Source organism: Salinicoccus carnicancri Crm, assembly GCF_000330705.1.
Lineage (GTDB): Bacteria > Bacillota > Bacilli > Staphylococcales > Salinicoccaceae > Salinicoccus > Salinicoccus carnicancri.
Genome location: NZ_ANAM01000001.1, coordinates 296152 through 310094, shown reverse-complemented (window position 1 = coordinate 310094; position 13943 = coordinate 296152). Strand labels below are relative to the sequence as shown.

Below are 13943 nucleotides of genomic sequence, written 5' to 3'. Positions count from 1 at the left end.
TAATCAGCCCACTCCTTCCCGGAGCTCCGCCGCTATGGTCCGCCTGTCCTTCAGCCTGATCAGCCTCATGGCATTCACTATGACAAGGAGGACACTCACTTCATGAATCAGCATACCAGATGCGAGATGGATATATCCATATAATACTCCCGCAAGCAGCAATGCTACTGTGAGGAGTGCGATGGCAGTGTTCTGTAGCATCACCCGGTATGACGCTTTTGAAATGTTGAAACCATGGGCGAGCTGCTCCATACTCGATCCCATCAGTACTACATCAGCTGTTTCCATTGCGATATCCGTACCTCCGTGCCCCATCGCAATGCCCACATCAGCAAAGGCCAGCGCCGGCGCATCATTGATGCCATCCCCGACCATCATCACTCTCCGGCCGGCCGCTTTCTCTTCCTCGATGTACTTCATCTTGTCATCGGGCATGAGTTCTGCCTGGAAGCCGTCCAGTCCAAGTATGTCGCTCACTCTTTTTGCAGCATGTCTGTTGTCGCCTGTCAGCATGACCAGGTTTTTCACGCCCCTGCCGCGGAAAGCCCGTATGGTCGCGGCGGCATCGTTCCTGATCTTATCCATGATGGACACGATACCGGTAATTTTGCCGTTCTTCGCTACGAATATTGCCGTGTTGCCCTCTTTCTGCTCTCTTACATAACGCACGCGGATATCCCTTGATATGGCGATATCATAGTCATCCATCAGTTTCTGATTGCCGATGATGTAGTTGTCATTCCCAAGCGCACCGCTGACACCTTTACCTTTTATTGCTTCGGCGTCACTGACGTTCCCTTTGTCCGGATGCAGATTACGGCTTCCGGCTTCCGTGACGATGGTCTGACCAAGGTGATGCTCACTTACCATCTCGATTTCCGCGACATCCTTCATGAATTCATCTTCATCTGTATCATCGAAAATCTGGATGTTTGTTACAGACGGCCTGCCTTCTGTCAGTGTCCCTGTCTTGTCGAAGATCACAGTATCTATTTTTGCAAAGTTATCTACTATTTCCCCGCCCTTGATGAGCACACCTTTCCGGGCGCCGTTGCCGATACCTGCCACATATGCGACCGGTGCGCCGATTACCAGGGCACCAGGGCATGCGATGACAAGGAATGTAATCGCCAGGTGCAGGTTGCGTGTCAGCAAATACACAAGAATTGCAATCACTGCGATGGAAGGGGTATAGTAATTCGCAAATTTGTTCAGGAACTTTTCAGTACCGCTCTTTTTCTCCTGCGCATCCTCCACAAGTTCGATGATCTTCGCAAACGTCGTATCCTCGCCGACTTTTGTCGCTTCGAGTTCGATGTATCCACTGTCCAGCACGCTGCCGCTGAAGATTTCCGCTGCCGCTGTTTTGAATTTGAGGTTGGATTCACCGGTGATCGCCGCTTCATTTATATTCGCCCGGCCTTTGACGATGACCCCGTCAACCGGAACTTTGCCGCCCGGCCTGACAATGACACGGTCGCCTTCCTCAACGTCATCGATGTCGACTTCCAGTTCTGCTCCATCCCTCACGACCGAAGCGGCCGAAGGCGCCATATCCACCAGTGACTGGATGGAACTCCGTGTCTTCCTGAGCGTCCGTTTTTCAAGATATGCCCCGAACAAAAACAGGAATGTAACGATTGCCGCCTCTGTATACTCCTGAATGAACAGCGCACCGATTACTGCAATCGTAATCAACAGCTCTATGCTGAAGCTCTTCATGGAAAGCGCCATCCACGCCTTCTGCATGATCGGACCTATGGCAGCCAACGTTGCGAGTATGAATGTGACGTTCATGACTTCAGTGTATCCGGCAAACCTGAAAATGAGACCGGTGACAATCAGTATTCCCGATGTATACATCAGTGTGTTCAGATGACGGTTAAACCACTTGTTCATCTTCTTTCACCTCTCCCCATTCTATCTGATTATACGGATTTCATATCTAGTACCGGATAGCCCAGTTTTTCCACAATATCTTTGATTTCATCGGGACTGATCTCGCCTGCATCATGTTCCACTTTCACTTTGCTGGAATTGAACAGCACTTTTGCCGCCTCGATTCCTTCCCGCTTTTTCAGGTTATCTTCGATTTTTTTGATGCAGCTCGGACATGTGAACGTTTCTGTCTGAAGTTTCGTTTTCATATTGATTACCTCTTCCTTCGGTTTTTTTGGGCCTTAGCCCTTTCTTCACCTATTATTATATGATGGATTCCCAGACAAAAAATTGACCGGGATCAATATTACGGCAATAAAAAAGAACTGTGGCAGTACCACAGTTCCCAGCAGATATCCCTATTGAATCAGCCCGGCCATCCTCAGACCATGTTCGACACCATTGTCATTCACATGCTTCGTAATATGCCTGGCTTTTGACTTCACTTCATCCTTGGCGTTGCCCATGGCAAAGCTGTGGTGGACGGTGCTCAGCATCTCAAGATCGTTCGGGCCGTCGCCGAAGGCATACTGCCTTTCCGCAGGCAGACCCAGTTCATCGATTACCTTGGCAATGCCTTCGGCCTTTGATGCCCCTTTCGGAATGACGTCCATTGAAACCGGATGCCATCTGATAAAATCGAAGTTGTCATATTTATCGATGTACTGCCCCTCTTCCCCTTCGGGTACGAACAGCAGCGTCTGATACAGGTCGCGGCCGTGAAGATACTCGGGATCGTGGCCCGGCATAATTCCAAGTTTCAGCGAAGCGATGCCCTCATTAATGTACTCATGTTCCGGAACATTCGACATCATATCCTCTTCACTGAGATAGACGACCGGGTGGTCATTGCCGAGTGCCTCTTTGGTCAGTGCTACAAGATCCTCCTTGTGGAGCGGGTTCTGGTAGATCACTTCCCCTTCCAGCACGACGTACTGGCCATTACAGCTGACGAACGTATCGATGTCGAGTTCTTTGCGCAGCTCCTCGTACATGAAAGGTGCGCGGCCTGTGGCAATCGCCACGATATGCCCGTCCTCTTTCAGCCGGGCCACCGACTTTTTGGCGGACTCCGGAAGATTTTTATCCGTATCCAGCAGCGTACCGTCAATATCAAAGAAAATAATACTCTGTTCCTTCATTTCTCTGCACCTCTAGTCATATTTTTAAAGATTACAGCAAGTCTACCCTATGAAACGCCTTTCATGTCAACACTGATCATCACTCTGTCCGTGAAGACAGTTCTTCAAACCACGTCTCGGTCTTCCCGGCATCACTGTCGTTTATATAAATATCCATATGCACCGTCTTTATGTGGACGATCGGCTGGCCTTTATCTTCGATATCCAGCCTGGACATATTCGCTCCGCCTTCGATGAAAGTGCCGTGCAGGTGTCCGCCCGCACCCATTACAAGATGGTTGGACGGAATTTCAGGAACACCATCTGTCATCTCCACACTTTCAATATCGCCATATGGAATGCCATAGTCGAGTGATGCCAGAGTGAATTCATCCGCTTCAAAAGAGATGTCGCTGTCTTTGACACTTGCCATCGTCAGGAAACCGAATATGCCGATGATCATTGCCAGCCAGATGACAGCCATGATGATATGCGTCCTGTCATGGCCGATTGTATACAGCTTCAGATCGACAATCATGCTCAGCAGAAGGATGCAGGAGAAAAAAGCTCCCAGCAGCCATATGCTCAGGATCGGGTTCAGGAAAAGATGTGCCAGCAGAGCCGCCACATAGACGGCGAGCATTATATAGAGGAAAGTGCGCTCCAGCCTGTCGATATTCAAATCCTGGACCTTCAGGTAATCATCATCTGTAAACCGCCGGTCGTCAAAACTGAAATACTTCCGTTTTTCTGATATGTAATGCGTATAGAACGATTTGATAAGCTGCCCTGCGAAAAGTATGAAAGCAATCGTAATTATCATGCAGTTACCTCCTCCCGAAATTATGCCACACAAGTATAAAAAGCACAAAATCCGCCTTTACTCTGCAGGATAACTCTGTTTTTCAAATTTGAGCATTATTTTGGAAAGCATGAGTCCGATCATGAAAACACCGAACGTGCCTGCGATATTCAGTATAATATAAGGAAGGTCATCCATAAGATGCAGGAAAGGCCTGTCATCCATATAGAAATAGTTTCCGTCTACGAGTGCATTGACAGCCAGTATTACTGCGAAGTACACGAGGAATACCCCAAAGCAGCGTATCGCGCCTTTGAACGCAGGCACCCACCCCGTCATCCAGTGGATGATGAAGGGATAGATGATGATGACGGTATGCAGGAGCACAAATGTCCATCCCACGAAATGATGCGGGGGGTGGATGGCAATCGGCAGTGCAAAGGAACCGTAGGCATAGAGCCCGAAATAGAATATGAGATCATGCATCCAGCGCTGTCTGACGACACCCTGGAAGATGATGAACCAGACGACCACCCTGCAGATGTGGAGCGGCATGGCATCCCTCAGATCGTAGCCGGTCTCAAAAATGTACCAGCTGGTGATCATCAGCTGATGGAGCAGGCCGATGACGGCCAAAATCAGGTACACCCTGCTTTCCCTGCCGCTGAACTTCTCCCTGTTACAAAAGACGATGATGAAAACAATGATGAGAAGTATTATATATGTAATGTGTCCCGCTCCACCCGGCTGTATGTATGGAACAGCTTCATCCCAAAACCAATTCATCGGAACCCTCCGGCTCTGTATATGTCATATATGGATTCTATCACAAGTACAGACGGCAAACCGCTCTACTTTTGATATTTTCCGATATTGAAGCCCGATGCGGAATTTCTCCGCCCCGGGCTTTGTATGCTTCATCGTCCATCATGATCTGTCAGTTCACCCATGATTTTCGAAGGCCTGTCATCTTTCATTTCCCGCTCTGTCTCTTTCCTTATGAAGAATCATGAAGCAGTTTCAAAATCGGCCGGGCAAGCAGCTGCAGACTGCCCAGGATGAAGAAAATCGTACCGGCCATCATCGTCGAGTGAAAGAGAAAGAATACACTCCCTATTACAAACCAGATTACGATGACCTCTGCTCTGGAGCTTAATTCAATTACAGAGTCACATTTACACAGAAAGCCTCATCATTCGATATTGAATACTATCTTGCCCATCATCCCCGCATTCTCCAGGCGGTCGAATGCCTCTTTGAAATCGGAGAGCGGATAGGACTTATCCATGACGGGCCTGATTTCATGCCTTTCAATGAATTCAAGCATCTCTTCCAGCTCCTCTGCACTCGCCATGGTGGAGCCGAGAAGATTGTACTGCCCATAGAAGAATTTCCTCAGGTCGAAATCCACTGTATCCCCGGCCGATGCCCCGAATGCTGTGAGTGTGCCGCCGCGGCGCAATTGGCCGACCGATTTGTTGAATGTCGCCGCTCCGACACTTTCAATCACGACATCCACCTTTTCGCCGGAAAGCTCCTCGTTCCAGTCCGTTTCACTGTCTATCGCCTTGTGTGCTCCGACTTCCAGAGCCTGCCTGCGCTTGTCTTCGGACCTTGATGTCACATACACTCTCGCGCCGGCGGACTTTGCGAACTGGATCAGGAATGTGCCGGCGCCGCCTGTGGCGCCGGGGATGAGGACTGTCATCCCTTCTTTGACTTTTGCCCTTGTAAAGAGCGCCCGGTATGCAGTCATGGCTGACAGCGCCAGGACCCCGGCTTCTTCCCACGAGAGATACTCCGGCTTAGGCACGGCATTTTCAGCTGGGAGCGTGATATATTGGGCGAATGTGCCATCAAAGGGCATACCCACTATTTCAAAACCTTCCGGCGGCGCATCGCTGTTCTTCTGCCACCCGAGTGACGGGTTGATGATGACTTCATCCCCCGATTTTACATTCTCCACTCCCTCACCTGCAGCATCCACTATACCGGCGCCGTCAGAACCAGGGACCAGTGCCGGATCTTCTACGCTATGCCGGTGTGGTACGAAGAGGTCGCGGTGGTTCAGGCCCGCGATCTTCAGCCTGACTCTCACTTCTCCCGCCTTCGGCTCCGGTTTTTCCATTTCATCGTATTTCAAACCTTCCATTCCTGATACACCTTCATGAAGCACTGCTTTCATTGGATATACCTCCTGTAAGTTTTGTTTGGTATTATGCTGATACAGCCATCATAGATTGAAATCCATGCAAGCCGCAAACATTCGGCTCCTGATATTTTACCCGGCCGGTGCAATGATGACGCCTCTCCGGGACTTATCGATCTCCCAGTTCGTGGAAAGCAGATTGCCGAGTTCATCCGCCTCTTTGTCATCGAGCTCAAGCCCCGACACTTTAAACCCTTCGAGTCTGTAATCTTCATCTTCCTTCTTCCCGTATTTCATCCGGATGAGATTCGTCAGTCCGTTGATCGTCAGGAATTTCACCTGATACCCTTCCTCCAGTATATTTCCCAGGAAATTTTCTGATTCAAGCTCGCAGAGCCCGCTGTAATCCATGCTGCTGTCTGCAGATTTGAAATCCGCCATTTCATCATTTCTCACTTTTTCCAGAATTGTTTCATTGGTGTAGCCAGTGCTCCGCAGTGTTTCGATCGCATATGCCTGCATCAGTGTTATACGATGCATCACATTTCCTCCCCCTTTCATCTGATATGGATTCATTATACCTGAATCAAACAGTTATCTGTTCTATAATGAAACCACATCAACTTATGGAATGGACAACGGATGGACCGGGATTATCTGTGCCGTAAAGTTCATTATCAGGGAGGTTGCAATTATGACTTTGACATTGAATCGTATAGAAGAAGCCTCTGAAAGGATTGCTCCGTACATCCAGGAGACACCACTTCTGCGTATGAACAATCTGGACCCGTTTCTTGGCTGCGAAGTATATCTCAAAATGGAGAGCATGCAGAAGACGAACGCTTTCAAAATCCGCGGCGCGATGAACAAGATCCTCCAGCTGCCGGAAAGCGACCTGGAAAGGGGGATCATCACGACCTCCTCCGGCAACCACGGCCGGGCTGTTGCATTTGCCGCAAAGCAGCTCGGCATCCATGCCACAGTGGTCGTCCCGGAAAGCGGCTCCATATTCAAAGCCGATGCAATCGAAGCGCTTGGCGCCGATCTCATCCGCTGTGACGTAAGAGAAAGGTTCGAAGTGACCGAAGCGCTCGCTGAAAAATATGATTATACCTATATCCCGCCGTTCGATGATTACGGTGTCATGGCCGGCCAGGGGACAGTCGGCCTTGAAATCACATCACAAAACAAGCTGCTCGACCATGTCATCATGCCGGCAAGCGGTGGCGGACTGCTCTCAAGCAGTTCCACCGCAATCAAACTCACAGCACCTGACATGAAAGTATACGGCGCAGAACCCGCAAACCTTCCGAGATACACAAAAAGCCTGGCAAAAGGAGAGGTCACTGCAGTGACCAGAAAAGAAACGGTGGCGGATGCACTCGTCACCTCCCAGCCGGGGACAAGGAATTTCCCGATAGTTCAGGAATACGTGGATGGGATGATGACCGTCTCTGAGGAGTTCATCCTAAAGGGGATCAAGCTCCTGATGATGGAGGCGAAGATTGTTGCAGAACCCTCCTCGGCCATCACCGCCGGCGCCCTGCTGGAAGGTTCACTGGATGTCTCTCCCGAAGATAAGGTGTGCCTCGTTATCTCCGGCGGCAATGTCGGGCTGGATTTTCTGGAAAAACTGCAATATATCCACTATTAAAATATGTGGGTAAAACAACATAATTGCCGCAGGTGCATTTGAATACCTCCGCTTAATTAAAAATCGCATCTTTCCAATACTGTACACACAGCAGGAAAGATGCGTTTCTTTATATATCATACTGATCCAGATCGAACTGTTCTGCAATCAGTCTGTAGGATTCCCGTTTGTCCCTGGGCGAATGTGTGATGGTAACAATCATGATTTCATCCGCTCCTGTTTCTTCATGTATCTTTTCCAGTTCCTGTTTCACTGACGCCGGATCACCGATAATCATCTGAGCTTTCATGTCATCCATCTGTTTCTTCTCGTCCGGGGAAAAGGTCGCCGCTTCGGCCGTTTTCAAAGAAGGCAGATATTCAAATACATCTTCCCGGTCCTTCTTCACTTGCCAGACAAGATAGCTGTTTGCGAGTTGCGCCGCCTTTTCGGCCGTTTCCGCACAGATGACTGACAGTGTCACGATGGCATGCGGGACTTGTCCTTCGGAGCGGAGCTTGAAGGACTTTCGGTATTCGTCAATGGCACCTTTACCCTCTGCATCACTCATGAACTGTCCGAACGCATAATAAAGGCCGTTCTCAGCCGCTGCTTTTGCACTTTTTCCACTTGTGCCGAGCATCCATATATCAGGTTTCACAGGCGGCAACGGGCCGGCTTTTATCTTCTCGTCTGCATCATCGATATACCTGATCAGATTTTCGAGCAGATAAGGCATGCTGAATACACCCTGCAGGAAGTTGTCGGACAGCACTTCAGAAACCTCGGCGGGACCTCCCGGTGCCCTGCCGACACCGATATCCACACGGCCGGGAAACAGGGTGCCGAGCATATTATACGTCTCCGCCACTTTATAGGGTTTATAGTACGGCAAAAGAACTGCGCCGGATCCGATTCTTATTGTATCTGTATTGGCACCGATATAGCCGAGCATCACTTCAGGAACACTCGAAGCGAGTCCCGGGAGGCCATGGTGTTCAGCTATCCAGAAGCGTGTGTACCCCAGTGCTTCTGCCGTCTGTGCGAGTTTCATTGTGGCTTCCAGGGCTTCACGCGGTGTCTGGTCATCAGATATGGGGGACTGGTCCAATATACTCAATTTCATATTGTGATTCTCCAATTATTCAATTTCAGTGAACGTCACCTGATACTCCCCCACCTGACCTTCTTCATACAGGTTATCAAGGGATGTTAGATAGTTTGTGATGACACCTTTGAATCTCATATCTTTTTCGGGCACAGAGACATTGAAAACTTCCTCGTATAACAGCGTGGTCACATCATGATAATCTTCACTTGTCACATTGAATTTCACTGAAACAACCAGCCTGCCGTTCTCTTCCCTCTCCTCAAAACCGGTCAATTCAAACGTATGATCATTCAGCTTCATTTCCTTAACCACGAAATCATCCCTTTACACCAGATTTAAAACTCATGTAGCCCTGTTATAACATATTTCCAATCAAAACTAAAAAACACTGCCTGATGCTATTTATGCATCGGGCAGTGTTTACATCCATCATCCTTTTACGGGTCGCTAAATTGAACACCCCGATGTACCTGGCGATAAGACCTGTCACATAGGGGATGACGATGAATGCAATACTAGAAGACAGTGTGATAAAGGCGGTACTCGCCACTCTCTTCCCGGGAGAGAGCTCTGGCATGAGTGTCACTGCAAGCTGGAACAATCCCGGCTGTTCCGTGAAACAGGACTTTGCGTTCCTCTCCTCCCGCACTTTGCTTCCGTCCGGCTCGACCCCCACCATATAACTCAATACCTTCGGCTTCTGCAGATCATTCCGCACTCAGCATCCACGAAACCCCGTATGGATCAGTGATGCTTGCGAACAGCCCGGTCCATTCAGTGGGGCCGAGCTCCATATCAACGCGACACCCCGCTTCAACCGCCTGATCATAGAAAGCCCTCGCCTTCTGTACCGCTTCTGTATCTTTACCGTCAAAAACAAAGCAGACACTTGCGCCTTCGTTATCGATCTCTTTTTGCTTCCATGTAGAACTCGCCATGAATTTCTGGTCGAATATCTCGAATTCTGCATTCATCACAAAAGTCGCTGCTTCCGCTTCATTCATCCCCATATGTTCCAAAGAACCTTTGAACATATCATTATCTGCCATGACCTTTCCGGTCACTTCAGCACCGAAATTCCTTTCGTAAAACTCCAGAGCTTCCAGGGCATTGGAATAATTGAAATACTGGATTGCATTGAACATTGCAACATCCCCTTTGATTAATTGTTTTTACATTTACATTATACACTTTAATGTACAATTCAGTAATATTATCAATCAAAGAGCAGAGCGGATAAACAGACTCCCTCTTCCAGGCTATGCTGCCTCATCATCTTCCTGTGCATCTCCGTCCTCTGCATCTTTGGAGATGCCGAATTCATCGATGAGCTCCACAGTGCGTTCCTCACCGGATTCCAGATCTCCGCTGATCTGATACATGCGCACGGTCATTTCACCGCCGTCCACTTCATACACTGCAAAGTTCTGGGTGGATGAGTCGCGGTTATTGGAGTGGGATTCTTCAAACGCATCCGTTTCCTGCGGCTGCCCGCCGAATCCGAACAGGCTGTTGTAGTGATCCAAATCCCCCTGTGTCATCCAGTCGAGATCCGGCCTGACTTCATGCAGATGCTCGAGCCCTTTGGAATAAACATCATCATACTCTTTTGTACCGCCGGTATTCGGCAGAACATATACCGTGCCGTCCGGCTGTTCCATGTATTCGACACCGTTTTCCCCGACATGCGTTTCTACATCTTCAACTTCAGCGTTGGAAAAATTCTCATCTGTCGGGACATGGGTAAGAGAATGTGTCCTTGAAATGACATGATCATGTCCCTGCAGTGCAAGATCAATGTCCAGATCGTCTATCAATGCTGTAAGCTCTTCCCTTACTTTCTGGACATCCTCATCCTGAAGTGAATGATACGATTTGGAGTAGAGCGGCTTGTGATAGTTCAGTACAATCCATTCAGCACCATTTTCCCGCGCCTTTTTTACATCCTCTTTTATCCACTCCATCTGTTCCTCGCCGATCGCCTTTTCATCCGGGTTGTCTTCAGACTTCTTGTTGTCATTCGTATTCAATGTTACAAAGTGTACACCATTGTAGTCGAAGGAATAGTAGGAGCCCCCTGATACAGCTTCATTCGTTACCGGCACATTGGCGTGCTCATTGAATTTTTCAGTGAGCGGATCATCCCCGTATTCCAGTGCATACTCATCGTGGTTGCCCGGCGCCACAGCCATGGCCGTCTGCATGAAATAGGGACGCGACTGTTCGTACAGATCCACCCATTCATCCTCTACTTCAGCAACTTCCACAACATCACCTGTGTGGAGGGTGAAATCGGCATCCTCGGCCGTTTCAAGGGCCTGCTTCAATGTATCCGCGCCATATGCCGCTTCATTTCTCACGTTTTCATTCCAGAACGCATTTTGTGTGTCTGTATAATGGACAAACTTGAACGGCTCACCCTTTTCACCTGACGTTTTAAATTGCCCGCTCTCGCTCACTTCACCCGATTCACTCCCCACTTTATAATGGTAGGTCGTGTCAGGCTCCAGGTCAGTTGCCTTCGCCTTATATGAATACTCTGTGACATCCGTCAGTTCTATATGTCCGTAGTCGCCGGACATCCACTCATCTCCATGTGCCTGGGCATCCGTGTAGTATCCGTTAATGACAGGATCGCCATTCTCATCTTCGACAGGCTCACCTTCACTGTCTTCCTCCACTTCGCCAAATATGTAGTTTCCATTTTCATCACGTTCCCCATAGCTGGAAGTCACTTCTTTTGCTTCAGCATCAAATTCAATGGCGTCATCAAATTCACCCGTTTTTGAAACCCATACTTTGGAATCTTCAAAATGGTCGGTCGTATACCAGCTGAATCCCATTTCACCTGAACTGTCCCCATTGATTGTTGTAATGATACGGTTCGGCTGGTTATTGGCCTGAACCTCCGCAACTTCCGGCTTTGCCTCTGACAGGACAGGATCGAACTCTGATTCTTCGGAAGCCTCCGCAGACGGACCGCCGGCCGGACCCCCGCCGCCTGCTGCAGAAACCGGCAGACTCAGAAGCATGGATGCGATTATTGCAAGGATCATAGTTGTAATGATCACCGTTGTAAACCTTTTTTTGTTCAGTAGATTAAAACCCATTCTCGTAATGCCTCCTATTTTTTTCACAATAATATGATTGCATTTATATCGTAAAACATGAATGTATACGCAGTTTTAAGTTTATGTAAAGAAAGGTTTACTTTAAATGTCTCTGCATAGCACCATACCCGCTATGACCAATTCGCGACCGATGAAATCAAATTACACAAAAGGTTGTTTTTCTGTAATTCATATATGCATGGTAAATACATTTTCCATACCGGTAAAGGGCTCCATTTTTTCAAATATCATCAAAATATTAAAAATAATATTGACTTTTCTGTGAATATTGTAGATAATTTAAAGTCGAAAGCGTTTTCATTTTATAAGGGGTATGTTTTTCAATAAGAACAAAGGGATGTAATTCTGCATAAAACGGAATTACATTACAAAAGGGAGAAAGAAGTGACTTGCTTTATGAAAAGTTTTAGAATTTTATTGACCCTCTCTGTCCTCGTTTTTGCTCTTGCAGCCTGTAATTTCGGCGGAGACTCAGGCGGCGGCGAAGCCGACAGCGCAGGAGAAGAGGGAGAACCGGAAAAATCCATCAATCTGTCCATAACATCAGATCCGCCGTCATTCCACCCGGCGCTGGCAACCGATACGACATCCGGCGCAATCATGGCCAGTGTATTTGAGGGGCTGACACGCCTCGATCCGGAAGGCAACCCCGAACCGGCAATGGCAGAGAACATTGAAGTGAGTGAAGATGAGCTTACTTATACTTACACTTTGCGGGATGCTGAATGGTCGAATGGAGACCCGGTCACAGCACAGGATTTCGAATTTGCATGGAAATGGGCGCTTAACCCCGAAAACGCTTCCGACTATGCCTACCAGCTTTACTACATTCAAGGAGCCGAAGCTTATAACACGGGTGAAGGCAGTGCAGAGGATGTAGCTGTCACAGCAGTGGATGAAAAGACTCTGGAAGTGACCCTGAACAACCCGACGCCATTTTTTGATGAGCTCACAGCATTCTATACCTACTACCCTGTGAATTCCAAAGTGGCTGAAGAAAATCCGGACTGGCACACAGATCCAAACGGAGAGAACTACGTTGGAAACGGCCCGTTCACTCTTGACAGTTTCACGAGCTCGGATTCAATCGTACTTAAGAAGAATGACTCATACTGGGATGCAGACAATGTCGCACTCAACACAGTAAACGTCGACATGGTTGAAAGTGAAGCGACTGCTTTGAAGATGTATCAGGCCGGGGACCTGGATTACCTTGGCTCTCCGTTCAACACGATCGACCTCAACGCCCTGAACCAGTTCAAAGAAGACGGTACACTTAATGTCCGCGACCAGGCGGGAACCTACATGTACGTGTTCAACGTGGAAGATGAAATAATGCAGAATGAAAATATCCGTAAAGCGCTGACTATTGCAATCGACCGCGAAGGACTGATCGAGAACGTTACCAAAGGTGAACAGAAGCCGGGTACCGGGCTTGTTCCGCTGACAATGGAAGGTTTCGAGGAGCCGACGGAATATTTCCCTTCCAACGATATCGAAGCAGCGAAGGAAGCACTGGATAAGGGGCTCGATGAACTTGGCCTGAGCGATCCATCCGAACTCAAAATCAGCCTTTCCTATAACACTAGTGAGGCACATGCCGCCATCGCACAGTTCATACAGCAGGGCTGGAAAGAAGACCTGGGCATCGATGTATCGATGAACAATTCCGAATGGCAGGTCTACCTTGAAGAACTTGATGCCGGGAACCACCAGGTGGGCCGTTACGGCTGGCTCGGCGACTTCAACGACCCGGTAAACTTCCTTGAAATCTACAAAGCCAAAGGCGGCAACAACAACACCAACTGGACAAATGAAGAGTATACTCAGCTGCTGAATGACGCAGCCAAGGAAACAGATCCAGCAGCACGGACGCAGATGCTGAAAGATGCAGAAGAGATATTCATGAGTGAGTTCCCGATTGCACCAATCTACTTCTACACGAATCTCTCAGTCCATGATGAGAAGGTTAAAAACATGAAATCCGATCCACTTGGAAATGTACAGCTGAAATATGTAGATATCGAACAATAGGAAATTCTTTTGTCAGGTGAGTAT

Annotated in this window: 15 protein-coding genes; 3 read left to right on the top strand and 12 right to left on the bottom strand. The window is 48.4% G+C overall.

Features of this window, described 5'->3' with window-relative positions; all coding sequences use genetic code 11:
- Window positions 1-3: 3 nt before the first annotated feature.
- The 8 genes from C792_RS0101650 to C792_RS0101615 form a co-directional block, all read right to left on the bottom strand.
- Window positions 4-1899, bottom strand: coding sequence for a heavy metal translocating P-type ATPase (locus C792_RS0101650; RefSeq protein WP_017547704.1), 1896 nt, complete (start codon window positions 1897-1899; stop codon window positions 4-6).
- 29 nt (window positions 1900-1928) lie between these two features.
- On the bottom strand, window positions 1929-2147 hold the full coding sequence (locus tag C792_RS0101645) for a heavy-metal-associated domain-containing protein (protein ID WP_017547703.1): 219 nt from the start codon (window positions 2145-2147) through the stop codon (window positions 1929-1931).
- Between the two features lie 150 nt (window positions 2148-2297).
- The gene (locus C792_RS0101640; protein WP_017547702.1) at window positions 2298-3080 is read right to left on the bottom strand and encodes a Cof-type HAD-IIB family hydrolase; all 783 of its coding nucleotides are present in this window, start codon (window positions 3078-3080) and stop codon (window positions 2298-2300) included.
- Window positions 3081-3159: 79 nt separating this feature from the next.
- Entirely contained in the window at window positions 3160-3882 is a 723-nt protein-coding gene (locus C792_RS0101635; RefSeq protein ID WP_017547701.1) for a hypothetical protein, read from the bottom strand.
- Between the two features lie 57 nt (window positions 3883-3939).
- Window positions 3940-4647 (bottom strand): TMEM164-related integral membrane acyltransferase, encoded by a 708-nt coding sequence (locus C792_RS0101630; protein ID WP_017547700.1) that lies wholly within the window; start codon window positions 4645-4647, stop codon window positions 3940-3942.
- A gap of 211 nt (window positions 4648-4858) precedes the next feature.
- The gene (locus C792_RS15145) at window positions 4859-4978 is read right to left on the bottom strand and encodes a YrhK family protein (protein ID WP_425413712.1); all 120 of its coding nucleotides are present in this window, start codon (window positions 4976-4978) and stop codon (window positions 4859-4861) included.
- Between the two features lie 75 nt (window positions 4979-5053).
- Complete coding sequence (locus C792_RS0101620; protein WP_017547699.1) at window positions 5054-6046, bottom strand: zinc-binding dehydrogenase; 993 nt, start codon at window positions 6044-6046, stop codon at window positions 5054-5056.
- Between the two features lie 96 nt (window positions 6047-6142).
- Complete coding sequence (locus tag C792_RS0101615; protein ID WP_017547698.1) at window positions 6143-6550, bottom strand: hypothetical protein; 408 nt, start codon at window positions 6548-6550, stop codon at window positions 6143-6145.
- 154 nt (window positions 6551-6704) lie between these two features.
- Here C792_RS0101615 and C792_RS0101610 point away from each other — a divergent pair, with 154 nt between their 5' ends.
- The gene (locus C792_RS0101610; RefSeq protein WP_017547697.1) at window positions 6705-7664 is read left to right on the top strand and encodes a threonine ammonia-lyase; all 960 of its coding nucleotides are present in this window, start codon (window positions 6705-6707) and stop codon (window positions 7662-7664) included.
- Window positions 7665-7773: 109 nt separating this feature from the next.
- On the opposite strand, the gene C792_RS0101605 is transcribed toward C792_RS0101610, so the two are convergent.
- The gene (locus C792_RS0101605) at window positions 7774-8769 is read right to left on the bottom strand and encodes an LLM class flavin-dependent oxidoreductase (RefSeq protein ID WP_017547696.1); all 996 of its coding nucleotides are present in this window, start codon (window positions 8767-8769) and stop codon (window positions 7774-7776) included.
- A 15-nt stretch (window positions 8770-8784) separates the two neighbouring features.
- Window positions 8785-9066 carry a DUF3219 family protein gene (locus tag C792_RS0101600; RefSeq protein ID WP_017547695.1) on the bottom strand — a complete coding sequence of 94 codons (282 nt, stop codon included), beginning with the start codon at window positions 9064-9066 and terminating at the stop codon, window positions 8785-8787.
- Window positions 9067-9257: 191 nt separating this feature from the next.
- Between C792_RS0101600 and C792_RS14835 the strand changes: the two genes are divergently transcribed.
- Window positions 9258-9437 carry a hypothetical protein gene (locus C792_RS14835; protein ID WP_156811610.1) on the top strand — a complete coding sequence of 60 codons (180 nt, stop codon included), beginning with the start codon at window positions 9258-9260 and terminating at the stop codon, window positions 9435-9437.
- 24 nt (window positions 9438-9461) lie between these two features.
- Here C792_RS14835 and C792_RS0101590 read toward each other — a convergent pair whose 3' ends face one another.
- Window positions 9462-9899 (bottom strand): VOC family protein, encoded by a 438-nt coding sequence (locus C792_RS0101590; protein WP_017547693.1) that lies wholly within the window; start codon window positions 9897-9899, stop codon window positions 9462-9464.
- A 114-nt stretch (window positions 9900-10013) separates the two neighbouring features.
- On the bottom strand, window positions 10014-11864 hold the full coding sequence (locus tag C792_RS0101585) for a purple acid phosphatase family protein (RefSeq protein ID WP_017547692.1): 1851 nt from the start codon (window positions 11862-11864) through the stop codon (window positions 10014-10016).
- A gap of 417 nt (window positions 11865-12281) precedes the next feature.
- On the opposite strand from C792_RS0101585, the gene C792_RS0101580 reads away from it, so the two are divergent.
- Window positions 12282-13919, top strand: coding sequence for a peptide ABC transporter substrate-binding protein (locus tag C792_RS0101580; protein ID WP_026090176.1), 1638 nt, complete (start codon window positions 12282-12284; stop codon window positions 13917-13919).
- The last annotated feature ends 24 nt before the right edge of the window (window positions 13920-13943 follow it).